The sequence below is a fragment of the Arthrobacter sp. AG258 genome, assembly GCF_004364695.1.
In the GTDB taxonomy this organism is placed as follows: Bacteria; Actinomycetota; Actinomycetes; order Actinomycetales; family Micrococcaceae; genus Arthrobacter.
Map to the genome: position 1 here is coordinate 74,432 of NZ_SOBI01000004.1, position 21,386 is coordinate 95,817.

Here is a 21,386-nt window from a genome sequence, read left to right on the forward strand (position 1 = left end):
CGGGGTTGGCTAGGCTGGGCCCATGCCGCGCATCCAGTACTTCGTAGCCGCCTCCCTGGACGGATTCATCGCCACCTCAACGGACGACCTCGGCTGGCTCCTGCAGTTCGACGGATTCGAGGGCGGGGCGGAAAGCTACGACGCGTTCATGGCCGGGGTGGGGTGCATCGTCATGGGCGGGGAGACGTACGCCTGGCTGCAGGAGCACGACGCCGGCACGTGGCCCTACGCGGGCACTCCGACGTACGTCTTCACGCACCATGAGTACGCGGTCGCCGAAGGGGCCGACGTCACCTTCGTCCGCGGCGACGTGGCCGAATTCATAACTGACTTCCGGAAATCCGCGCAGGGCCGGAACATCTGGGTGGTGGGCGGCGGCAACCTGGCCGCCCAGTTTGCCGACGCCGGGCTGCTGGATGAGATCATCCTCTCCCTGATTCCGGTGGTGCTGGGGGAGGGAAAGCGGCTGCTGCCGCTGAAGGGGCCGACGGCCCCGCTCGAACTGGCCGCCTCCCGCACCCTCGGCAGGGGGATCGTTGAATTGCGCTACCTGCTGGCCGCGCAAACCAAACCGCCCGGCGCTGCCTGATTCAGCCGGCGTTGTCCCGGAGCATGTTGGTGATCCGGGCAGATGACAGCCGCCGCCCCCGGGCGTCGGTCATGACCACCTCATGGGTGGTGAGCGTGCGGCCCAAATGGATCGCGGTGCACGTACCCGTAACCAGCCCCTGCGCAATCGAACGGTGATGGGTGGCGTTGACCTCGATGCCGACGGCGTGCCTTCCCGGACCCGCGTGCATTCCGGCGGCGAACGAACCGAGGGTTTCCGCCAGCACCACGTGGGCGCCGCCGTGGAGGATTCCCGCGACCTGCGTGTTGCCCTCCACCGGCATGGTGGCGACTGTCCGTTCCGGGCTCATCTCCAGGAAATGGATCCCCATTTTGACCACGAGTGCGCCGACGCCAAACGCGCCCAGCCAGCCGTGCATATGGTCGGGGATTCCGGCCGCTGCCAGCTCTTCGGCGAAGGGGCCCGGCGTGAAATTGTCTGTCATGGCAACTAGGCTGGCACCTGTGAGTGAAACAACCAAACCGGCCCCTTTCCCGTCCCAGGTCTTGGAGGAAGAGCCCTCGGCGCAGCCTGCTTCCACCCCCCAGGACCCGGGAGCCAGTGACGCTTCCCCTGCTGCCGGCGGGTCGGTTTCCGCTACCGTTGCCCCCGTTGTCCCCATCACCGGCCAGCCGCGCCTCCTGGTGCTTGACGGGCACTCCATGGCTTTCCGGGCGTTCTTCGCCCTTCCGGCGGACAAGTTCTCCACCGCCAACGGCCAGCACACCAACGCCATCCACGGGTTTACGTCCATGCTGATCAACCTGATCAAGGAACAGCAGCCCACGCACATCGCCGTTGCTTTCGACGTCTCGGACGAATCCACGCACCGCAAGGCCGAGTACAGCGAGTACAAGGGCGGCCGCAACGAGACACCCCGCGAGATGAGCGGGCAGATCGACCTCATCGGGCAGGTGATGGAAGCCTGGGGGATCAAGACCATCAAGATGCCCGGTTACGAGGCCGACGACATCCTCGCAACCCTTGCCGCCATGGGCGAAAAGGCCGGCTTCGAGGTCCTCCTCGTTTCCGGCGACCGGGACGCCTTCCAGCTGATCACGGACAACGTCTTCGTCCTCTATCCCAAGAAGGGCGTCAGCGACATTCCCCGGATGGACGCCGCGGCCATCGAGGCCAAGTACTTCGTGAGCCCGTCCCGCTACTCCGACCTCGCCGCCCTGGTGGGCGAGACGGCGGATAACCTGCCCGGCGTGCCCGGTGTCGGGCCCAAGACGGCAGCCAAGTGGATCAACCTCTACGGCGGCCTCGAAGGGGTGCTGGAAAACATCGACTCCATCGGCGGCAAGGTAGGTGACGCCCTGCGCGGGAATGTGGACGCCGTCAAGCGCAACCGCAGGCTGAACCAGCTCCACACCGACCTCGACCTGCCGGTCACGCTCGACGACCTCTACCAGCCGCGGCCCGACCAGGCCGTCCTTGAGGACCTTTTCGACCAGCTCGAATTCAAGGCCATCCGCGGCCGCCTCTTCGCCCTCTACGGCGACGCCGACACCCCGGCAGCGGAACGGGACAGCATCGACACCCCGGAGTACAGCACTCCCGCGGATGCCTCTGAACTTGCCGCCTTCCTGGCCGCGGGAGTGGGCCACCGCTCGGCCCTCGCCGTCGACCTCGTGCCCGGACGGATCGGCGAGGACGCCGCGGCGCTGGCGATCGTCCGTGGTGACGCCGCCGTCTACATCGACCTCACCGGCCAGGACGCGGAGACAGAGAACGTCCTGGCCGGGTGGCTCCGGGACCCGGAGGCGGCCAAGGTGATACACGGCTTCAAAGCCGCGCTGAAGGCACTCTCCGCCCGTGGCCTCAAGCTGGAGGGCGTGGTGGACGACACCTCCATTTCCGGCTACCTGATCGAGCCGGACCGGCGCACCTACGAGCTCGCCGAACTGGCCCAGCACCACCTCAACGTGGGAATCCCCGCTGCCACGGCCAAGGCCGGGCAATTGGAGCTGTCGTTCGACGGCGAGGACACCGCCGCCGCCGATGCCCTGGTCCAGGCCGGCGCCGTCGTCCTCGCCCTCAGCCGCTTCTTCGAGGATGAACTCAAGGAGCGCAAGGCCGAAGACCTGCTGTCCACCCTTGAGCTGCCGGTGGGCCGCGTCCTCGCGGACATGGAACTCGCCGGCATCGCGATCGACATGGACAAAATGGACGAACAGCTCGCCGATTTGGCGCGGGTGATCGACCAGGCCCAGGAACAGGCGTTTGCCGCCATCGGGCACGAGGTCAACCTGGGCTCGCCCAAGCAACTCCAGACGGTACTGTTCGACGAACTGCAGCTGCCCAAAACCAAGAAGATCAAGTCCGGTTACACCACGGACGCGGCATCGCTGAAGAACCTCCTGGAAAAAACCGGGCACGAGTTCCTGGTCCAGCTCATGGCCCACCGCGAGGCCGCCAAGCTGCGCCAAATGCTCGAGTCGCTGAAGAAATCGGTGGCAGAGGACGGCCGCATCCACACCACCTACGCCCAGAACGTCGCGGCAACCGGCCGCATCTCCTCGAACAACCCCAACCTGCAGAACATCCCCATCCGCAGCGAGGAAGGCCGCCGCGTGCGCGGCATCTTCGTGGTCAGCGACGGCTACGAATGCCTGCTGTCCGCGGACTACTCGCAGATCGAAATGCGCATCATGGCGCACCTGTCCGGCGACGAAGGGCTGATCCAGGCGTACAAGGACGGCGAGGACCTGCACCGCTTCGTCGGCTCGAACATCTTCCACGTGCCCACGGACCAGGTCACCAGCGCCATGCGCTCCAAGGTCAAGGCCATGTCCTACGGGCTGGCCTACGGGCTGACCTCCTTCGGCCTGTCCAAGCAGCTGGAGATCTCCGTGGACGAGGCCCGGACCCTGATGAAGGACTACTTCGACCGCTTCGGCGCCGTCCGCGACTACCTGCGGGGCGTGGTGGACCAGGCCCGGGTGGATGGTTACACGGCCACCATCGAAGGCCGCCGCCGCTACCTCCCCGATCTCACCAGCACGGATCGCCAGCTGCGCGAAAACGCCGAACGCATTGCCCTGAACAGCCCCATCCAAGGCTCCGCTGCGGACATCATCAAGCGCGCCATGCTCGGTGTGCATGACGAGCTCAAGGCCCAGGGGCTGAAGTCCAGGATGCTGCTCCAGGTCCATGACGAACTCGTCCTCGAGGTGGCGGCGGGGGAGCGGGCCGCCGTGGAAAAGCTGGTCACCGAGCAGATGGCAGCCGCCGCCGACCTCAGCGTGCCCCTGGAAGTGCAGATCGGCGTCGGCCCCAGCTGGTACGACGCCGGCCACTAGGCTTCCTGCCGGTCCAGCAGACGGCCGGCGTGTTTGTGCTGGTCAAGCGCCGGATTCATTGGCTAGGCTCGGGTAAATGGGTGATCTGAGCGTAAACTATGAAATCCGGCGCTTTCCCGCCGTGTCCAAAGGCAACGAAGGGTACGCGGAGGCCGAAACCTGGGCCAAGGCCGTCGGGTTCGGTTTCCACGACTCCACCCGCACCCCCGAGCACCGGGAGCGGTCCCTTGCCACCTATGAGGTCGACGGCCGGATCTTCACCGGGGTTTACCAGACCGGTCCCGTGGCCCCCTCCTCGCTGCCTGCCGAGGTACCCGTTGCCACCTTCGGGACCTTCCGCAAAACCCTGAACATTGGCTTCGGCCGCATGCTGGAAACGCAGATGGTTACGGCCGTGACCGTCCGTACATCGCACCGCCGGCGCGGCCTCCTGCGCCGCATGATGACCGAAGACCTCCAGGCCGCCAAGGACGACGGCATCGCCATGGCAGCGCTGACGGCCTCGGAGGGCAGTATCTACGGCAGGTTCGGCTACGGCGTGGCAAGCCTTGAGCGCACCGTGAAAGTGGACACCACGGCCCGGTTTGCCCTGCGGCACACGGCCACGGGCGCCGTGGAAGTGGCGGACCCCAAAACCCTGTTGGACGTGGCCCCCGCCGTGTTCGAACGCGTCCACCGGCACACGCCAGGGTCCCTCGGCCGGCAGGAATGGTACCGGCACCTGGCCTCCGGGTCGCTGGGACGCGACGGCAAGGAAGATCCCGCCATCAAGGTGGCGCTGCACTACGGCCCGGACGCAACCATCGACGGCTATGTCTCCTACAAGTTCCTTGGCTGGGACACCACCCCCTACACGGTGGAAGTGGTGGACCTTGTCGCCGCCACCGACCATGCCTACCTCGAACTCTGGCAGTACCTGGCAGCCATCGACCTCGTGGAGCGGGTCACCTGGAACGAGGCGCCGGTGGATGATCCCCTTGCCTGGGCCCTGGCTGACCCGCGCTGCATCGACGCCTCGGACAGCCGCGACATGCTCTGGCTCAGGATCCTCGACGTTCCACAAGCCCTCGCTGCGCGCCACTACCCGGCCGATGGCCGGCTGGTCCTCAAAGTCGACGATCCGCTCGGCCTCACGCCGGGGATTTTTGCGCTGACCGTGGAGGGCGGCCAGGCCGGCGTCGAACGCCTGCCCGAAGGCACCGCCGCCGACCTCGAACTGGGCGTCTCCGCGCTGTCCTCGATCTTCCTCGGTGCTGTGTGCCCGGTGACCCTGAAGGCTGCCGGCGCCATCGGCGAGCCACGGCCGGGCGCCGCCCTCGAGGCCCGGCAGATGTTTGCGGTGGAACGGGCGACGCACTGCCTGACCCACTTCTGAGTCCCCGTCCCCGGTCCCGGCCGCTTTGACCCGCGTTGCCGGCACCGACTAGAATGACTAGGCGTGTACCACGTGCACGTCCTTGCGGTCCCAGGCCGCATTGAAAGTAATCCACAAAATCAGGATGACCCGGAGGATCCGTCGGATTCGCCGTGAATCGCGCCTGCGTTCCATAACGCGGGCGCGCCGGTTTGCCTGACCGACTAACTATCCACAACGGAGCCCCTACTACATGACCATCACCTCCACCGAGAAGCCCGGTACCCCCGTAGTCGCAATTAACGACATCGGTACCGCTGAGGACTTCCTCGCAGCAGTCGACGCCACCATCAAGTACTTCAACGACGGAGACCTCGTCGAAGGTACCGTCGTCAAGGTCGACCGCGATGAAGTCCTGCTCGACATCGGTTACAAGACCGAAGGTGTCATCCCCTCCCGCGAGCTGTCCATCAAGCACGACGTTGATCCCGGAGACGTCGTCTCCGTCGGCGATCAGGTCGAAGCCCTGGTGCTCACCAAGGAAGACAAAGAAGGCCGCCTGATCCTCTCCAAGAAGCGCGCTCAGTACGAGCGTGCCTGGGGCGACATCGAGAAGGTCAAGGAAGAAGACGGCGTCGTCACCGGTACCGTCATCGAGGTCGTCAAGGGTGGTCTTATCCTCGACATCGGCCTGCGCGGCTTCCTGCCCGCATCCCTGGTCGAAATGCGCCGCGTGCGCGACCTGGCTCCGTACATCGGTCAGCAGATCGAAGCCAAGATCATCGAGCTGGACAAGAACCGCAACAACGTTGTGCTGTCCCGCCGTGCATGGCTCGAGCAGACCCAGTCCGAGGTCCGCTCCACCTTCCTCAACAAGCTCGAAAAGGGCCAGGTCCGTCCCGGCGTCGTGTCCTCCATCGTCAACTTCGGTGCCTTCGTGGACCTGGGCGGCGTCGACGGCCTGGTTCACGTTTCCGAGCTGTCCTGGAAGCACATCGACCACCCGTCCGAGGTTGTCGAGGTTGGCCAGGAAGTCACCGTCGAGGTCCTCGAGGTGGACCTGGACCGCGAGCGTGTCTCCCTGTCGCTCAAGGCTACGCAGGAAGATCCGTGGCAGACCTTCGCCCGTACCCACGCCCTGGGCCAGGTTGTCCCGGGTAAGGTCACCAAGCTGGTTCCGTTCGGTGCGTTCGTCCGCGTCGAAGACGGCATCGAAGGCCTGGTCCACATCTCCGAGCTCGCCGTGCGCCACGTTGAGCTGGCCGAGCAGGTTGTCTCCGTTGGCGACGAACTGTTCGTCAAGGTCATCGACATCGACCTCGAGCGCCGCCGCATCTCGCTGTCCCTCAAGCAGGCCAACGAGGGCGTCGACGCCGACAGCACCGAATTCGATCCCGCCCTGTACGGCATGGCCGCAGAGTACGACGAAGAGGGCAACTACAAGTACCCCGAGGGCTTCGACCCCGAGTCCAACGAATGGCTCGAGGGCTACGAGAACCAGCGCGCCGCCTGGGAACAGCAGTACGCTGACGCCCAGACCCGCTGGGAAGCACACAAGAAGCAGGTTGCCCAGCACGCTGCCGACGACGCTGCAGCTGCAACGTCCGGTGACAGCGATTCCGGCGCTACCAGCTACTCCTCCGAGCCTGCTGCCACCGACACCGGTGCCGGCACCCTGGCCTCGGACGAGGCACTTGCTGCTCTCCGCGAGAAGCTGACCGGCAACTAATTGCCACCGGTGCCGGGGTTCATCCCGGCACCAACGAGAACAGGCCCCCTGCCTCTGGCAGGGGGCCTGTTCTCGTTGCTGCGGGTCCTGGGCGCTGCTGCGGCGACAGCGCCTCCCGCCCTCACAGGTGGACGACGGCGTGGACCGTTCCATCGTCGTCGGGCGTCAGAACGGCGCCGGCCGCCTCGAGGAGCCGCTGGGCTTTGAGGTTACCGGCCAAAGTGCGGGCAGTGACGCGGTGCAGGCCCGCCATGCGGGCCTCCTCAAGGACCAGCGCCAGGGCGGCGCGGGCGACCCCGCGGGAGCGAAAGCTCCGTCCCAGCCAGATGCCGGTTTCGGCCGAAAGCACATCGGTGTGGGCTTCCCGTTTGAGCCGGACGGAACCGGCTATGTCACCGCCGCTGAACACGGCCCAGGATTTCTCCGCCGCGGGGCCGTCAAGGCCGGCGGCTGCCGCGTGGTGGTAGCTGAAGAACCAGGCGGTGCGCTCAAGGTTCCAGCCGGGGCCGCCGAGCGGGGGAGCTACTTCGTCAGGGGAGGCATCACGTTTGGCCAGTTCGAGCAGCTGGTCCGCGACAGCCCGGTCCACATCCACGATGGTGACCTCAGGCAAGGCGTTCATCAACCCACTCCGTTCCTTCGGGAGTCAGCGCAGCGGAGCCTGCGGTGAGCTGCTGGATCCGTTCAGTTGCTGCCGCAATGGCATCGGCATGGTCGGGTACGGCGATGCGCAGGACCGTGAGGCGGTCCTGGTAGGACGTTTCCGCCATTACCAGGCCGGCGGCGCGCAGGTCGTTCTCCAGCCGGCCGGCCCCGGCGTGCGGCACCGCCGTCCAGCAGATCCGCAGCCTGCTGCGCCGGATCAGCGGTGCCTGTTCCAGTGCCGCGGAGACAGATTCCGAGTAGGCGCGGACCAGGCCGCCCGCGCCCAGCAGCACTCCGCCGAAATAGCGCACGACGACGGCACTGACGTCGCTGAGGTCGGCCACCCCGGGTGCCGTTTCCCTTTTGACCAGCGCTTCGAGCATGGGGATCCCTGCGGTGCCCGCGGGCTCGCCGTCGTCGCTGGAGCGCTGGATGCTGCGGTCCGGGCCGATGACGAACGCGGAGCAGTGGTGCCGGGCATCGTGGAACTCGCGGCGAAGCCCGGCAGCCAGTTCCCGGGCGTCCTCCTCCGTTCCGGCCCTGCGGAGGACGGTGATGAACCTGGACCGCTTGATCTCCAGCTCGTGCCGGACGTCATGGCCGGCCGCCAACGTGGTGTAAGTAGTGGTCCTGCTGTCTTGCGCTTGCACCCGGCCCAGTCTAGCGGCGGCGGGAACCGGCGCTTTTCGGGGTTCGGTGGACATTCCGTGACGCCACGGACGCCGGCTTCACACGCGGTTCAGTAGGGTGGGAGGGTGTTGAAAATCGGCTTGACGGGCGGAATCGCCTCAGGAAAATCGGTGGTGGCGGCCCGGCTGAAGGAGCGCGGCGCGATCCTGGTGGATGCGGATGCACTGGCCCGGGAGGTTGTGGAGCCCGGGACCCAAGGCCTGGAACAGATCGCTGCCGGGTTCGGCGCGGACATGCTCGACGGCGACGGGCGGCTTGACCGCGCGCGCCTCGGCGAAGCGGTGTTCGGCCAGCCGGAGCGCCTGGCGGCCCTGAACGCCATCGTCCACCCCCTGGTGCGGGCCCGCGCGGCCGAGCTGACGGCAGCGGCACCGGATGACGCCGTCGTGGTCCAGGACATTCCCCTGCTGGTCGAGACCGGGCAGGGGAGCAGCTTCCACCTTGTCGTGGTGGTGGACGCTCCCGATGACGTTCGGCTGCAGCGCATGCAGGCGCTGCGGGGGATGACCCCGGAAGCGGCGCGTTCACGGATGGCCGCCCAGGCCACCCGCGAGCAACGCCTGGCAGCCGCCGACGTCGTCTTGGACAACTCCGGCACCGTGGAGCAGCTCCTGGACCAGGTGGACCGGCTCTGGGAACAGCGGTTGCAGCCTTACGCCCGCAACCTGGCCGCCGGGACCCGGGCCCCGCGTACCGGCGGGCCGGTCCTTGCCCCGCACAGCCGGGACTGGTCCCGGCAGGCCGCGCTGATCGCGGCGCGGCTGAGGGCGGCCGCCCCTGACGCCATCCTGGCGGTGGACCACATAGGCTCCACCGCCGTCCCCGGCCTGGCTGCCAAGGACGTCATCGACCTCCAGGTGGCCGTGCCTGACATGGCGGCCGCAGCTGCGATCGCGCCGCTCCTGGCCGCTGCCGGATACCCGGCGGTGCGGGGGATCGAATCGGACACGCCGAAACCCGGTACGCCGGATCCCGCGTCATGGCTCAAACGATTCCACGCCAACGCGGATCCGGGCCGGGCGGTGAACGTGCATGTGCGGCCGGCCGGCTCGGCCGGATGGCGATATGCGCTGATGTTCCGGGACTGGCTGCGGAACGATCCTTCCGCGCTTGCGCTCTACCAGGCGCACAAGGCGGACCTCGCCCGCCGCTTTTCCGACTCCGCCGGAACCGGATCCTACGCTGAGGCGAAGGAACCGTGGTTCACCGACGTTGCCTGGCCGGCGATGTCCGCATGGGCCCGGACAGCCGGGTGGGCGCCGCCGTCGTACGCGTCGTGAACGGCCGCCCCGTCCCGGCGCTTGTTCGCCCGTAACGGATTGGACGCTTCATTGTCGGTGCCCGGCTGTAAATTAGATCCATGAGCCTTGCGCAGGAGATCAACCGTGTTGTAGCGCCCTTTGAAGTCATCAGCGAATTCAAGCCCGCGGGTGACCAGCCGGCCGCCATCGCGGAGCTGACCGAACGCATCAACAACGGGGAGAAGGACGTGGTGCTCCTCGGCGCCACCGGTACCGGCAAAAGCGCCACCACCGCGTGGCTCATTGAGCAGGTCCAGCGGCCAACCCTGGTGATGGTCCAGAACAAGACCCTTGCCGCCCAGCTCGCCAACGAATTCCGCGAACTGCTGCCCAACAACGCGGTGGAGTACTTCGTCTCCTACTACGACTACTACCAGCCCGAAGCCTACGTGGCGCAGACGGACACCTTCATCGAGAAGGATTCCTCCATTAACGAGGAAGTGGAACGGCTCCGGCACTCCGCCACCAACGCGCTGCTGACCCGCCGGGACGTGATCGTGGTGGCCACCGTGTCCTGCATCTACGGCCTGGGAACTCCGGAGGAATACATCTCCGGCATGGTCACCCTGCGCAAGGGTGCAGAAATGAACCGGGACGACCTCCTGCGCAAGTTTGTTTCCATGCAGTACGCGCGCAACGACGTCGACTTCCACCGCGGCACCTTCCGGGTCCGCGGGGACACCGTGGAAATCATTCCGATGTATGAGGAACTGGCCATCCGGATCGAGTTCTTCGGCGACGAAATCGAGAACATCCACACCCTCCACCCGTTGACCGGTGAGGTCATCCGCGACGAGGAAGAGATGTACGTCTTCCCGGCATCGCACTATGTGGCTGGGCCGGAGCGGATGGCGCGGGCCATCAAGCGGATCGAGGATGAACTCGCGGACCGGCTGAAGGTGCTGGAAAGCCAAAACAAGCTCGTCGAAGCCCAGCGGCTGCGGATGCGGACCACGTACGACCTCGAAATGATGCAGCAGATGGGCTTCTGCAACGGCATCGAAAACTACTCCGCCCATATCGACGGCCGGGAACCGGGGACCGCCCCGCACTGCCTCCTGGACTACTTCCCGGACGACTTCCTGCTGGTGGTGGACGAGTCCCATGTAACCATTCCGCAGATCGGCGCCATGTACGAGGGCGACATGTCCCGTAAGCGGAACCTTGTGGACTTTGGCTTCCGCCTTCCGTCCGCCATGGACAACCGGCCGCTGAAATGGGACGAGTTCCTCCAGCGGGTGGGCCAGACCGTCTACCTTTCGGCCACCCCGGGCAAGTACGAACTTGGCAAGGCGGACGGATTCGTCCAGCAGATCATCCGTCCCACCGGGCTGGTGGATCCCGAGGTGGTGGTCAAGCCCACCAAGGGACAGATCGATGACCTCCTCGGTGAGATCAAGACCCGGGTAGAGAAGGACGAACGCGTCCTGGTGACCACGCTGACCAAACGTATGGCGGAGGACCTCACAGACTACCTGCTGGGTCACGGCGTGAAAGTGGAGTACCTGCACTCGGACGTCGATACCCTGCGCCGAGTGGAACTCCTGCGCGAGCTTCGGATGGGCTCCTTCGATGTCCTGGTGGGCATCAACCTCCTCCGTGAGGGCCTTGACCTGCCAGAGGTGTCCCTGGTCAGCATCCTGGATGCGGACAAGGAAGGGTTCCTGCGTTCGTCCACGTCGCTGATCCAGACCATCGGCCGTGCAGCCCGCAATGTCTCGGGCCAGGTGCACATGTACGCGGACCGGATCACCGACTCCATGGCCCTCGCCATCGACGAAACCAACCGCCGCCGCGCCATCCAGGTCGCCTACAACAAAGACCATGGCGTCGATCCCCAGCCGTTGCGCAAGAAGATCGCCGACATCACGGACCAGTTGGCCAAGGAAGATGCCGACACCGAGGAACTGCTCAAGAACAACCGGCTCGCCAAGGGCGCCAAGCGGGCCAAGTCCGGAGCCAAGGGTGCGGCCCAGGTCCGTGCGGATGGTTTGGCGGCAGCTCCGGCCGAGGACCTGGTGGGACTAATCGAGCAGCTTACCGAACAGATGCACGGAGCCGCCGCCGAACTGCAGTTCGAAGTGGCGGCGCGGATCCGCGACGAGGTCAGCGAACTGAAGAAAGAACTGCGCCAGATGCAGGCCGCCGGCCACGCCTAGGCGGTCTCGTTCCAGGCCTGCCCGGAGGACGGGATGGGCTGCCCGGAGGACTGGATGGGCTGCCCACGGAACGGCGGGCACCTCCGTGGGGAGGTGCCCGCCGTCGTTAACGCAGGTGGTGCCGGGGTTTCACTTCCTGGCCGAGTCGATCATTCCCTTTGCTTCGTCCATCAGGCCCTTGGCTGCGTCAGCGGGGGACTTCCGGTCGAACAAGACGTCCGTGCAGTACCGCTGGATCAGCGCCTGAACCCCGGAGGAGCCGGTTGGGGGCACCGGCGGGCCGCTCTGCAGGTCAGGCTTGATGTCCTTCAGGAATGCCGCCGCGGACTTGTCCGCCGGGGTCAGCAGCGGGTCGATTGCCGCCTGGACTTCTGAGTTCGTGGGGAAGCCGCGCTCGGTCAGGATGGTCTTGGCTGAGTCCAGGTTGTTGAGCATGTAGTTGACCACCTCAGCAGCTTCCTTGGGATGCTTGCTGCGCGAAGACACGGACCAGAACATGGAAGGTTTGTAGGACATTCCGTTGTCCTTCGCGCTGCCTGTGGAACTGGGCGCGCGCAGGATCTTGACGTCGGTCTTCAGCGCCGACTGAAGCGCATTGACCTGGTTGGTCCACCACCACGACATCGCAGTCTTGCCGGTGGCGAAGAGGGTCTGTTCCACCGGGGCGCTGATGTCCTCGGTGGCAATGTTGGCCGGCGGGGCAGCCCCGGCGTTGCGCAGGTCCACGAGGTTCTGGAAGAAGGACGTGGCGGTGCTTTCCTTGAAGCCGAGGCCGCCGTCCGCCGAGTAGAGCGATTCGCCGTGCTGCATCGCCCACGTGTTCAGGTCGGAGTCCGTCAGCGAGTAGGAGCTGCCGTAGTTGGTTTGGCCCGCCTTGGCAGCGGCCTTTGCGATCTGGGCGGCGGTCCTGGTGTAGTCAGCCCACGTCCAGGTCTTGTCGTCCGGGATGGGCACACCGTAGTCCTGGAACATCTTGGCGTTGATCATGACGGCCTTGGCGTTCTGCCCGGTGCTGAGGCCAAACTGCTTACCGCTGACCTGGCCTGAGTCAAGGGCGTCCTGGTCGATCTTGGAGGTGTCGATATTGCTTTGCTTGGACAGGTCCAGGAGGGCGCCCCGGCCGCCATACTCAGCGATATAGGCCTGGTCCATCTGGATCACGTCGGGGGAATCATTGGCGGCGGTGGTTGTGGCCAGTTTGTCCCAGTAGCTGCTCCACACTCCGGGCTCGGCCTGGATCTTGATGTTGGGGTGGGAGGCCTGGAACGCGTCGATCACCTGTTGGGTTTCTTTGTTGCGAAGGTCGTTGCCCCACCACGTGAAGCGGACCGTGACGTTCCCGCCGCTGTCGCCGGCTGAGGAGGGAGAACAGCCGGTGGCAAGCAAGGCAAGGGTGGCCGCAGCTGCGAGCGACTTGACCATCGTGCTGGTGCGAAGCGAAGTCTTCATTGACCGTGACTTTCTGGAGGGGTCTAACAGATGGGGCGAGAAACCGCTTTCTCACTGGATGTGATTATGACAGCAGCGTCTGCCGGGGGTCAATGGTTCCGGGAAACCGTTATCCAACGGCGTTGCTGGGGTAGAGTTGAAGGCACGTAGGGGAGTATCCCAAAGCGCTACGATCGTCAACACGCAGGGCATGGTTGCCCCGCCGGGCGTAGCGGGCCGCCGCTTCAGCACCAAGTGCACTGGCAGGCCGGAGAGACTTACACCATTTTGTGTACCCTGCGAAAGGCTGTCCCTGTGCTCGACTTGCCCGTGTGGTTCGAGGTTGGCTCATTTGTCATCCTTGGCCTGATCCTCCTGACGGACCTCCTCCTGGTGGTCCGCCGGCCCCATGAACCCTCCATGAAGGAAGCCGGCCTGTGGGTTGCCTTCTATGTCGCACTGGCCATGGCCTTCGCCGGAGCGATGTTCGCCTTTACCGGCCCCGAGTTCGGCAGCCAGTTCGTCGCGGGCTGGGTCACGGAATACAGCCTCAGCATCGACAACCTGTTCGTCTTCATCATCATCATGGCCAGGTTCTCCGTACCGCGGAAATACCAGCAGGAAGTGCTGATGGTGGGGATCATCATCGCGCTCATCCTGCGCGGCATCTTCATCCTGCTCGGCGCCATTGTCATTGAACAGTTCAGCTGGGTGTTCTACATCTTCGGCGCATTCCTGCTGTGGACGGCCTGGAAGCAGGCCCAGGACGAAGGCGAAGAGGAAGAAGACCGCGAGAACCCCCTGATCGCCAGGATCCGCAAAGTCATCCCCATGTCGGAGAAGTTCGACGGCGGCAAGCTGCGGACCACGGTGAACGGCAAGAAGGTGTTCACCCCGATGGTGATCGTCTTCATCACCATCGGCCTCACGGACCTCCTGTTCGCCGTGGACTCCATTCCGGCGATCTTCGGCCTCACCCAAAGCCCCTTCATCGTCTTCACCGCCAACCTGTTCGCCCTGATGGGGTTGCGTCAGCTGTACTTCCTCCTCGGCGGCCTGATGAACCGGCTGATCTACCTCAAGCACGCACTCTCCTTCATCCTGGCGTTCATCGGCGTCAAGCTCGTCCTGCACGCCATGCACGTCAACGAATTGCCCTTCATCAACGGCGGACGCCACATCGAGTGGGCACCCGAGATTCCGACCTTCGTGTCGTTGGCAGTCATCGTGGGCACCATCATCGTTGCCGTGGTGGCCAGCCTGCTGAGCTCCAAGGCCAAGGCGGCGGCGATCGATCCGCGGCTCGAGGAAGACGCCCGGAAGAGCCACAGCGACGTCGACTAGGCGTCCGCTGCACCTCTGCAACAGGTAATCCCGGCCCGGCCGGGATTACCTGTTTAAGCCCCTGCATCAGGCGGCAGCGCAGGACTATGCTCGGATCATGGCCAGCACAGCAGCGGACCAGCGCGTGCGCCAGGTGCAGCGGCGCACCGTTGTGCTCCTGGGGACAGCCCAGGTCTTCGGCGGCATCGGCACCGGGGCAACCGTGTCGATCGGTTCCATCCTGGCCGTGGAATTGTCCGGTTCCAGCGCGTGGGCGGGGGCCGTGGCAACGGTCATGACGCTGGGGGCCGCGGCAGCCGCCCTTCCGCTGGCGTCGTTGGCCGACCACCGAGGGCGCAGGGCGGGCCAGGTGGCGGGTCTTTCAGCGGCCTTGGCAGGTGCGCTTCTTATGGTCCTGGCCGTCGTGTCCGGGCTCTTTATCCTCCTGGTCCTGGGTGCCGCAGGCATCGGCGTCGGCACTGCGGCCACCCTGCAGGCACGGTTCGCCGCCGTGGACCTTGCAGCCCCCGAACACCGGGGGAGGGCGCTGTCGACGGTGGTCTGGGCCGTGACTGTCGGCGCCGTGACGGGGCCAAACCTCATCCAGCCCGGAACGGTGGTGGGCACGGCACTGGGCCTGCCGCCGGTGGCCGGACCATTCGTCATCGCCGCGGCGGGATTGCTGATTGCCTCCGTGCTGATGTTCGCCGGGCTTCGCCCCGACCCGCTGTTGCTGGCACGCCAGCTCGCGGCTGCGGGAGCCAACACCGCCCAAGACCATGACCCGGCACGCCCGGACGCTGTGGCGGCCGGGCGTTCCGGCGGTTCACTCATCCGCGGGCTCCATGCCATCAGGGACTCCCGGACGGCTGTCCTGGCGGTGACGGCCGTCGTCGCCGCCCACGCAGTGATGGTGGGCGTGATGTCCATGACGCCGCTGCATCTGCAGCACCTGGTGGAAGGGCCTGCGTTCCACCCAGGGCACGTCGCCGAGGGGGACGTGCTGGTGATCATTGGCTTCACCATCTCGCTGCACATCGCCGGGATGTTCGCCCTGTCGCCGGTCATGGGCTGGCTGACGGACAGGGCCGGCCGGATCGAGACCATCGTGATCGGTTTCGCAGTGTTGGTCGCGGCGGTGGTGGTCGCAGGCCTTGGACAGTCTTCCACCCCCGCTGTTGCGGCAGGCCTTGTCCTGTTGGGCGTTGGCTGGTCGGCTGCGACCATCTCCGGGTCCACGCTGCTGGCCGAAAGCGTGGGACGCGACGCCCGGGTCGCGGTGCAGGGCGTCTCGGACATGCTGATGGGCGCTGCCGGAGCGGCAGGCGGTGCGGTGTCGGGGCTCGTCCTGGGCGCCGCCGGCTACCTCGGCCTGAACCTCATCGGTGCCGCCATCGGTGCCGCGGTGCTGGCGGCGGCCATTCTCGCCCGCGCCTCACGCCGCCGGTCAGCGGCCGCCTGAACGCGCCATCCCCAGCAGGCGGGCAAAGATCCGCTCGCCGTCGTCGGCGATTCCATCGTGATGGAAATCGGCGGTCTCCCACACCTGCAGTCCGCGGACGGCTGCCGCCGTCCGAAGGGAGAGGTCCCGGGCAACGTAGATGTCGTCGGTGTAGACGGCCGCTGCCACGGGAACGGTATTGGCAGCCAGCGCCCGCGAGTCGTACAGCGGCTTCCAGTCCCGCTTGGCTGCCAGCAGTTCGGCCACGTCCCGGAGCGGCTGCAAGGCGGGATCCTGCTCGAAGTACCACGGGTACACCATCTCGCCGGTCAGGAGCAGCGGCTCGGCGTCGGGCCTGAACCAGGGGTTTTCACCCAGCATCCGCCACGCGGACCAGTTGGTCGCCTGCCCCTGGCCATAGATGGATTCGTGCATGAGCGCATACAGCGGGTTGGAGCGGCGGGAGACGACGGCCTGGAGCTGTTCCAGGAAGGCATCGGACAGGCGGGGTCCACCGGGAGCGGCGACGAAGGCATCTTCCAGGAGATAGTGGAGGCTGTCCACCCGCGTGTTGCCGCCCAGGAATGACCCGGCCATCTGGAACCGCTCCACGGTGAGGGGCGCGCCGTCGGGCATGATCTCGGTCGTGGACCGCAGGTGCCGGGCGATCCGTTCCACCGTCTCCCGGTCCTCGGGGTACCAGCCGAAGTATTCCCCGTTCCGGGCGGCGACGCGCTGGAACGTGGCACGGTAGACGTCGTCGGCGCTGCCGGCGAGCGGCGCCAGGCCACCGGTGATGAGTGCTTCGCGGAGTCCTTCCGGCGCGAAGGAGAGATAGGTCAGGGCGCAAAAGCCGCCGTAGCTTTGGCCGTAGATGGTCCAGGGCGCTGATTCGAGGGCGGCACGGATCAGTTCCGCGTCCGCCACGATCGAATCGGCCCGGAAGTGCTCCAGGTAGGCAGCCTGTGCGGCCGCATCCCCCCGCGCCGGCAGCGTATGCCGGTCGATGGGGGTGGACAGGCCCGTACCCCGCTGGTCCAGCATCAGGATGCGGAACTCTGCCGCCGCAGCCTTCCCCCAGCCGCCCAGGGAAGCCCACCTGTTGCCGCGGCCGCCAGGACCGCCCTGAAGGAAGAGGAGCCAGGGCAGCGCGGCCGCCGCCTCCTCGCTGTGCGCGGCGGAGACGTATTCGCGGGCGAAAACGGTGATGGTCTCAGCCGCCGGGGCGGAAGGATCATCTGGAGCGAAGTGGTCCAGGGGGACGGTGAACCAGTGTTCGACGGTCCGCATACCCCGGAAGGCGTGGCTGGCGCCAACGCGATGCCTGGCGGCAAGTGCCGCGCTGTGCCGCTCAGCCACGCGCGGCTGCGGGGACGGAGGTGCCGGACTGCGCCCGGCCGAACCGGTCCAGTGCCTGGCCGGTGAGCCGGAAGGTTGACCATCCGTCCATGGGGACGGCGCCGACGCGGCGGTAGAAGTTGATGGACGGCTCGTTCCAGTCCAGCACGCTCCATTCCACCCGCGCGTAGCCGTTCTCGACGGCAATCCCGGCCAAGTGCTGCAGCAGCGCCTTGCCGTGTCCTTCGCCCCGCGCTCCGGGGCTGACGTAGAGGTCCTCCAGGTAGATCCCGTGCACGCCCTCCCAGGTGGAATAGTTCAGGAACCAAAGGGCGAAACCCTGCACTTCACCGGCCGTGTTCTCAGCCATGGCCGCGAACACGCTTGGGTTGTCGCCGAACAAGGCCCGCTCCAGCAGTTCGGGAGTGTTCCGGACGGCGTCCGGTTCCTTCTCGTAATCGGCCAGTTCGTGGATCATCCGGAGAATGGCGGGAACGTCGTGCGGGGTGGCGGGGCGGATAACACTCATTGCTCGAGCTTACCGCCGGTCCCGCGTCAGAGCTGGTTCACGTCCGTCACCCTGACCACGGCGGTCCCGGTGTCGTCCGACTCGGCCAGGTCCACCTCGGCCGAGATCCCCCAGTCGTGGTTGCCTGCCGGGTCGTCGAAGATCTGGCGGACTTTCCACGTGCCGCGCTCCTCGGTGATGATGAGCAGGCCCGGCCCGCGGGCGTCCGGGCCCGTACCGATGTCGTCGTGTTCGTCGAAGTAGTCGTCCAGCGCGTCTTCCCAGCGCTCGGCACCCCACCCGGATCCGGCGTCGAGTTCACCCAGCGCGGCGGCGTCCTCGTCGGCGAACAGTTCCACGCGGCGGAACATCTCGTTGCGCACCATCACCCGGAACGCGCGGATGTTGGAGGTCAACGACGGCGGGGCAGGCGGTGGCGCGTCGTGCGGCGTGGGCGCCGCGCCGGAGGCCAGTTCCTCCCACTCGTCCAGGAGGCTGGAATCCACCTGCCGCACCAGCTCGCCGAGCCAGGCGGTCAGGTCCTCAAGGTCTTCCCGCAGCATGTCCTGGGGCACGGTCTGGCGGAGCGCTTTGAAGGCATCGGCCAGGTAGCGCAGCACGATCCCTTCGGAACGGGCCAGACCGTAGAACTGCACGAATTCGCCGAAATTCATGGCGCGCTCGTACATATCGCGGACCACCGACTTCGGCGCGAGCTCGAAGTCGCCCACCCACGGTGCAGCCTTCCGGTACACCTCGAAGGCCTCGCCCAGGATCTCCGCGAGAGGTTGCGGGTAGGTGACCTCGTCCAGCATGGCCATCCGCTGGTCGTAGTCGATACCGTCCGCCTTCATGGCGGCCACCGCTTCGCCGCGGGCCTTCTTCTGCTGCGCGGAGAGGATCTGCCGCGGTTTCTCCAAGGTCGCCTCAATCACGGACACAGCGTCCAGGGCGTACGACGGCGACTCCGGGTCGAGGAGGTCCAGCGCCGCGAGGGCGAACGGGGAGAGCGGCTGGTTCAAGGCGAAGTTCGGCTGCAGGTGGACGGTCAGCCGCACGGTGCGGCCGTCAGGTCCCTGTTCTTCCGGCGGGATGCGTTCCACCACCTCGGCGGCCAGGAGTTCCCGATAAATCCCCAGCGCCTTCTTCATCAGCCGCAGCTGGGACGACCGTGGCTCGTGGTTTTCGGTCAGCAGCCTCCTGGCAGCGGCAAACGGGTCCCCGGGCCGCTCCATCAGGTTCATCAGCATGGCGTGGGTGACGGTGAAACTCGACGTCAGCGGGTCCGGCACGGATTCCACCAGCCGTTTGAACGTCGGCTCGCCCCACGAGACGAAACCTTCAGGCGGCTTCTTCTTCACCACCTGGCGCAGCTTCTTCTGGTCATCGCCGAACTTGGCGGTGGCCTTCGCCATCGCCTTCACGTTCTCGATGACGTGCTCGGGTGCCTGCACCACCACGGTCCCGGCGGTGTCGTACCCTGCCCGTCCGGCGCGGCCGGCAATCTGGTGGAACTCGCGTGAGTTGAGCAGCCGGGTCCGGACGCCGTCGTACTTGCTGAGGGCGGTGAGGAGCACTGTCCTGATGGGGACGTTGATGCCGACGCCCAGGGTGTCCGTGCCGCAGATAACCTTCAGCAGCCCTGCTTGAGCCAGCTGCTCCACCAGCCGGCGGTACTTGGGCAGCATGCCGGCGTGGTGCACGCCGATTCCGTGGCGGACCAGCCTGTTCAGTGTCTTCCCGAACCCGGCGGCGAACCGGAAGTTGGCAATCAGCTCGGCGATCTTGTCCTTCTCCTCCCGGGTGCACACGTTGATGCTCATCAGGTTCTGGGCCCGGTCGATCGCTTCGAGCTGGCTGAAGTGCACCACATAGACCGGCGCCTGTTTGGTGGACAGCAACTCTTCAAGCGTTTCGTGGACCGGGCTCTGGTGGTAGTAGTAGTGCAGCGGGATGGGCCGCTCCGCCGAGCTCACGGTGGTGGTGGGCCGGCCCGTCAAGGACGTCAGGCCTTCCTCGAAGCGGGTCACGTCCCCCAGCGTTGCTGACATCAGCAGGAACTGTGCCTGCGGAAGCTCCAGCAGCGGCACCTGCCAGGCCCAGCCGCGCTGCGGGTCCGAGTAGAAGTGGAATTCATCCATGATCACGGCGCCCAGTTCTGCCGCGGAGCCCTCGCGCAGGGCGATGTTGGCGAGGATCTCGGCCGTGCAGCAAATGATGGGGGCGTCCTGGTTCACGCCGGAGTCGCCGGTAATCATCCCCACGTTCTCCGCGCCGAAGATGTCGCAGAGCGCAAAGAACTTTTCCGATACGAGGGCCTTGATGGGCGCCGTGTAATAGCTGCGCCTGCCCTGGGCCACCGCCTGGAAGTGCGCTGCGATGGCCACCAGGGACTTGCCGGATCCGGTGGGCGTGGCCAGGATGACGTTCGCCCCGGTGGCCAGCTCCATGATTGCCTCATCCTGCGCCGGGTAGAGCGCGAGCCCCCGGCTTTCCGTCCACTCCACGAACAGGGTGTAGAGGCCGTCCGGGTCGACGGCGGAGGCCTGGTTGGGGACGGACAGATCGGTCAGCTGGTCAAGGAGTTTCATTGACTTCCACCTTAGTGCCACGTCATGTCCGTGCTCCCGCCCATGGCCGGGTTAGGCTCGGCCTGGCCGTGTGCGCAGCAGAACCTGGAGAACCTCATGAAATGGGACCCCGTCAAGTACGTCCAATTCGGCGATTACCGGAACCGGCCCTTCTTCGACCTCACCGCCCGGATCCTTGCCGGACACCCTGCCAAGGTGGTTGACCTGGGCTGCGGGCCGGGCAACCTGACGGCGACGCTCAGCGACCGCTGGCCCGGGGCCGACGTGGTGGGCGTGGACTCCTCCGCGGAAATGCTGGCCAAGGCTGCACGCCTCGCGCAGGAGCACCCGTCGTTGCGGTTCGAACAGGCCGACATCGCCGACTGGACGCCCTCGCCGGACACGGACGTCGTGGTCAGCAACGCCGCCCTGCAGTGGGTCCCCGGCCATCAGGACATGCTGCGGGGATGGCTCGCGGCGCTCGGCCCGGGTGCGTGGTTCGCCCTGCAGGTTCCCGGAAATTTCGACGCTCCCTCGCACGCACTGATGCGGGAACTGGCGTCCTCAGCCCCGTGGGCCGACAAGCTTGGCGGGGTATTGCGTGGCGGGGAGTCCGTGGGGGAGCCGGGGGACTACCTTGGGATCATGCTCGAGGCCGGGTACGCCGCGGACGCGTGGGAAACCAGCTACCAGCAGGTCCTTCCCGGGCCGGACCCGGTCCTTGAGTGGGTTCGGGGCACGGGGCTGCGTCCCGTCCTGGCCGCGTTGGCGGAGGATGACGCCAAGCGCTTCGAAGCCGAATACGCCGCAGCACTGCGTGACGCCTATCCGCGGGGACCCCACGGCACCGTCTTCCCGTTCCGCAGGATCTTCGCCGTCGGGCGCAGGGACGGCTGAAACGGGCGACGACTCTTGTTTGATGCATTGGTCACAAGGCGTGACAGCGGCGAAAAGTGATCTGGCTTACAATGTGGTCTGTGGTTTA

16 protein-coding genes are annotated in these 21,386 nt (G+C 66.3%); 9 read left to right on the forward strand and 7 right to left on the reverse strand.

From position 1 onward, the window contains the following. Window positions 1–22: 22 nt before the first annotated feature. Complete coding sequence (locus DFO47_RS09560; RefSeq protein ID WP_133831508.1) at window positions 23–589, forward strand: dihydrofolate reductase family protein; 567 nt, start codon at window positions 23–25, stop codon at window positions 587–589. A 1-nt stretch (window position 590) separates the two neighbouring features. Here DFO47_RS09560 and DFO47_RS09565 read toward each other — a convergent pair whose 3' ends face one another. After that, window positions 591–1,055: a hotdog fold thioesterase gene (locus tag DFO47_RS09565; RefSeq protein WP_018761232.1), complete on the reverse strand. Its 465-nt coding sequence runs from the start codon at window positions 1,053–1,055 to the stop codon at window positions 591–593. A gap of 19 nt (window positions 1,056–1,074) precedes the next feature. Between DFO47_RS09565 and polA the strand changes: the two genes are divergently transcribed. The 3 genes from polA to rpsA all read left to right on the forward strand — a co-directional run bounded on the left by polA (window position 1,075) and on the right by rpsA (window position 6,998). Beyond that, the gene (gene polA / locus DFO47_RS09570; protein ID WP_133831509.1) at window positions 1,075–3,915 is read left to right on the forward strand and encodes a DNA polymerase I; all 2,841 of its coding nucleotides are present in this window, start codon (window positions 1,075–1,077) and stop codon (window positions 3,913–3,915) included. Between the two features lie 76 nt (window positions 3,916–3,991). Beyond that, window positions 3,992–5,290, forward strand: coding sequence for a GNAT family N-acetyltransferase (locus DFO47_RS09575; protein WP_133831510.1), 1,299 nt, complete (start codon window positions 3,992–3,994; stop codon window positions 5,288–5,290). Window positions 5,291–5,522: 232 nt separating this feature from the next. Next, window positions 5,523–6,998 (forward strand): 30S ribosomal protein S1, encoded by a 1,476-nt coding sequence (gene rpsA / locus DFO47_RS09580; protein WP_018761235.1) that lies wholly within the window; start codon window positions 5,523–5,525, stop codon window positions 6,996–6,998. A 121-nt stretch (window positions 6,999–7,119) separates the two neighbouring features. On the opposite strand, the gene DFO47_RS09585 is transcribed toward rpsA, so the two are convergent. Together DFO47_RS09585 and DFO47_RS09590 are read right to left on the reverse strand one after the other, a co-directional pair. Continuing rightward, window positions 7,120–7,620: a GNAT family N-acetyltransferase gene (locus tag DFO47_RS09585; protein ID WP_133831511.1), complete on the reverse strand. Its 501-nt coding sequence runs from the start codon at window positions 7,618–7,620 to the stop codon at window positions 7,120–7,122. Continuing rightward, on the reverse strand, window positions 7,604–8,293 hold the full coding sequence (locus tag DFO47_RS09590) for a YigZ family protein (RefSeq protein ID WP_026264436.1): 690 nt from the start codon (window positions 8,291–8,293) through the stop codon (window positions 7,604–7,606). The genes DFO47_RS09585 and DFO47_RS09590 overlap by 17 nt, the downstream gene beginning before the upstream one ends. Window positions 8,294–8,398: 105 nt before the next feature. Here DFO47_RS09590 and coaE point away from each other — a divergent pair, with 105 nt between their 5' ends. Both coaE and uvrB read left to right on the forward strand, forming a co-directional pair. Next, entirely contained in the window at window positions 8,399–9,613 is a 1,215-nt protein-coding gene (gene coaE, locus DFO47_RS09595; RefSeq protein WP_133831513.1) for a dephospho-CoA kinase, read from the forward strand. An 80-nt stretch (window positions 9,614–9,693) separates the two neighbouring features. Then, window positions 9,694–11,793, forward strand: coding sequence for an excinuclease ABC subunit UvrB (gene uvrB / locus DFO47_RS09600; RefSeq protein ID WP_018761239.1), 2,100 nt, complete (start codon window positions 9,694–9,696; stop codon window positions 11,791–11,793). 129 nt (window positions 11,794–11,922) lie between these two features. Here uvrB and DFO47_RS09605 read toward each other — a convergent pair whose 3' ends face one another. Next, entirely contained in the window at window positions 11,923–13,242 is a 1,320-nt protein-coding gene (locus DFO47_RS09605) for an extracellular solute-binding protein (RefSeq protein WP_243835429.1), read from the reverse strand. A gap of 294 nt (window positions 13,243–13,536) precedes the next feature. Between DFO47_RS09605 and DFO47_RS09610 the strand changes: the two genes are divergently transcribed. Continuing rightward, window positions 13,537–14,565, forward strand: a complete 1,029-nt coding sequence (locus tag DFO47_RS09610; RefSeq protein WP_109044638.1) for a TerC family protein — start codon at window positions 13,537–13,539, stop codon at window positions 14,563–14,565. Between the two features lie 97 nt (window positions 14,566–14,662). Further along, window positions 14,663–16,006, forward strand: a complete 1,344-nt coding sequence (locus tag DFO47_RS09615) for an MFS transporter (protein WP_133831514.1) — start codon at window positions 14,663–14,665, stop codon at window positions 16,004–16,006. On the opposite strand, the gene DFO47_RS09620 is transcribed toward DFO47_RS09615, so the two are convergent. The 3 genes from DFO47_RS09620 to DFO47_RS09630 form a co-directional block, all read right to left on the reverse strand. Beyond that, window positions 15,992–17,275, reverse strand: a complete 1,284-nt coding sequence (locus tag DFO47_RS09620; RefSeq protein ID WP_133831515.1) for an alpha/beta fold hydrolase — start codon at window positions 17,273–17,275, stop codon at window positions 15,992–15,994. The two genes, DFO47_RS09615 and DFO47_RS09620, sit on opposite strands and share 15 nt — an antisense overlap. 61 nt (window positions 17,276–17,336) lie before the next feature. Then, window positions 17,337–17,852, reverse strand: coding sequence for a GNAT family N-acetyltransferase (locus DFO47_RS09625; RefSeq protein ID WP_018761244.1), 516 nt, complete (start codon window positions 17,850–17,852; stop codon window positions 17,337–17,339). Window positions 17,853–17,878: 26 nt separating this feature from the next. Beyond that, complete coding sequence (locus DFO47_RS09630; RefSeq protein ID WP_133831516.1) at window positions 17,879–20,422, reverse strand: DEAD/DEAH box helicase; 2,544 nt, start codon at window positions 20,420–20,422, stop codon at window positions 17,879–17,881. Between the two features lie 96 nt (window positions 20,423–20,518). Between DFO47_RS09630 and DFO47_RS09635 the strand changes: the two genes are divergently transcribed. After that, on the forward strand, window positions 20,519–21,298 hold the full coding sequence (locus DFO47_RS09635; RefSeq protein ID WP_133831517.1) for a trans-aconitate 2-methyltransferase: 780 nt from the start codon (window positions 20,519–20,521) through the stop codon (window positions 21,296–21,298). Window positions 21,299–21,386: the final 88 nt, after the last annotated feature.

What these genes read in the sequence shown, in the direction of transcription:
- DFO47_RS09575 (WP_133831510.1), top strand. Translation starts at nt 3,992, where the DNA reads ATGGGTGATCTGAGCGTAAACTATGAAATCCGGCGCTTTCCCGCCGTG.
- rpsA (WP_018761235.1), top strand. Translation starts at nt 5,523, where the DNA reads ATGACCATCACCTCCACCGAGAAGCCCGGTACCCCCGTAGTCGCAATT.
- DFO47_RS09615 (WP_133831514.1), top strand. Translation starts at nt 14,663, where the DNA reads ATGGCCAGCACAGCAGCGGACCAGCGCGTGCGCCAGGTGCAGCGGCGC.
- DFO47_RS09585 (WP_133831511.1), bottom strand. Translation starts at nt 7,620, where the DNA reads ATGAACGCCTTGCCTGAGGTCACCATCGTGGATGTGGACCGGGCTGTC.
- DFO47_RS09625 (WP_018761244.1), bottom strand. Translation starts at nt 17,852, where the DNA reads ATGAGTGTTATCCGCCCCGCCACCCCGCACGACGTTCCCGCCATTCTC.
- DFO47_RS09560 (WP_133831508.1), top strand. Translation starts at nt 23, where the DNA reads ATGCCGCGCATCCAGTACTTCGTAGCCGCCTCCCTGGACGGATTCATC.
- DFO47_RS09630 (WP_133831516.1), bottom strand. Translation starts at nt 20,422, where the DNA reads ATGAAACTCCTTGACCAGCTGACCGATCTGTCCGTCCCCAACCAGGCC.
- DFO47_RS09620 (WP_133831515.1), bottom strand. Translation starts at nt 17,275, where the DNA reads ATGCGGACCGTCGAACACTGGTTCACCGTCCCCCTGGACCACTTCGCT.
- DFO47_RS09565 (WP_018761232.1), bottom strand. Translation starts at nt 1,055, where the DNA reads ATGACAGACAATTTCACGCCGGGCCCCTTCGCCGAAGAGCTGGCAGCG.
- uvrB (WP_018761239.1), top strand. Translation starts at nt 9,694, where the DNA reads ATGAGCCTTGCGCAGGAGATCAACCGTGTTGTAGCGCCCTTTGAAGTC.
- DFO47_RS09635 (WP_133831517.1), top strand. Translation starts at nt 20,519, where the DNA reads ATGAAATGGGACCCCGTCAAGTACGTCCAATTCGGCGATTACCGGAAC.
- DFO47_RS09605 (WP_243835429.1), bottom strand. Translation starts at nt 13,242, where the DNA reads ATGAAGACTTCGCTTCGCACCAGCACGATGGTCAAGTCGCTCGCAGCT.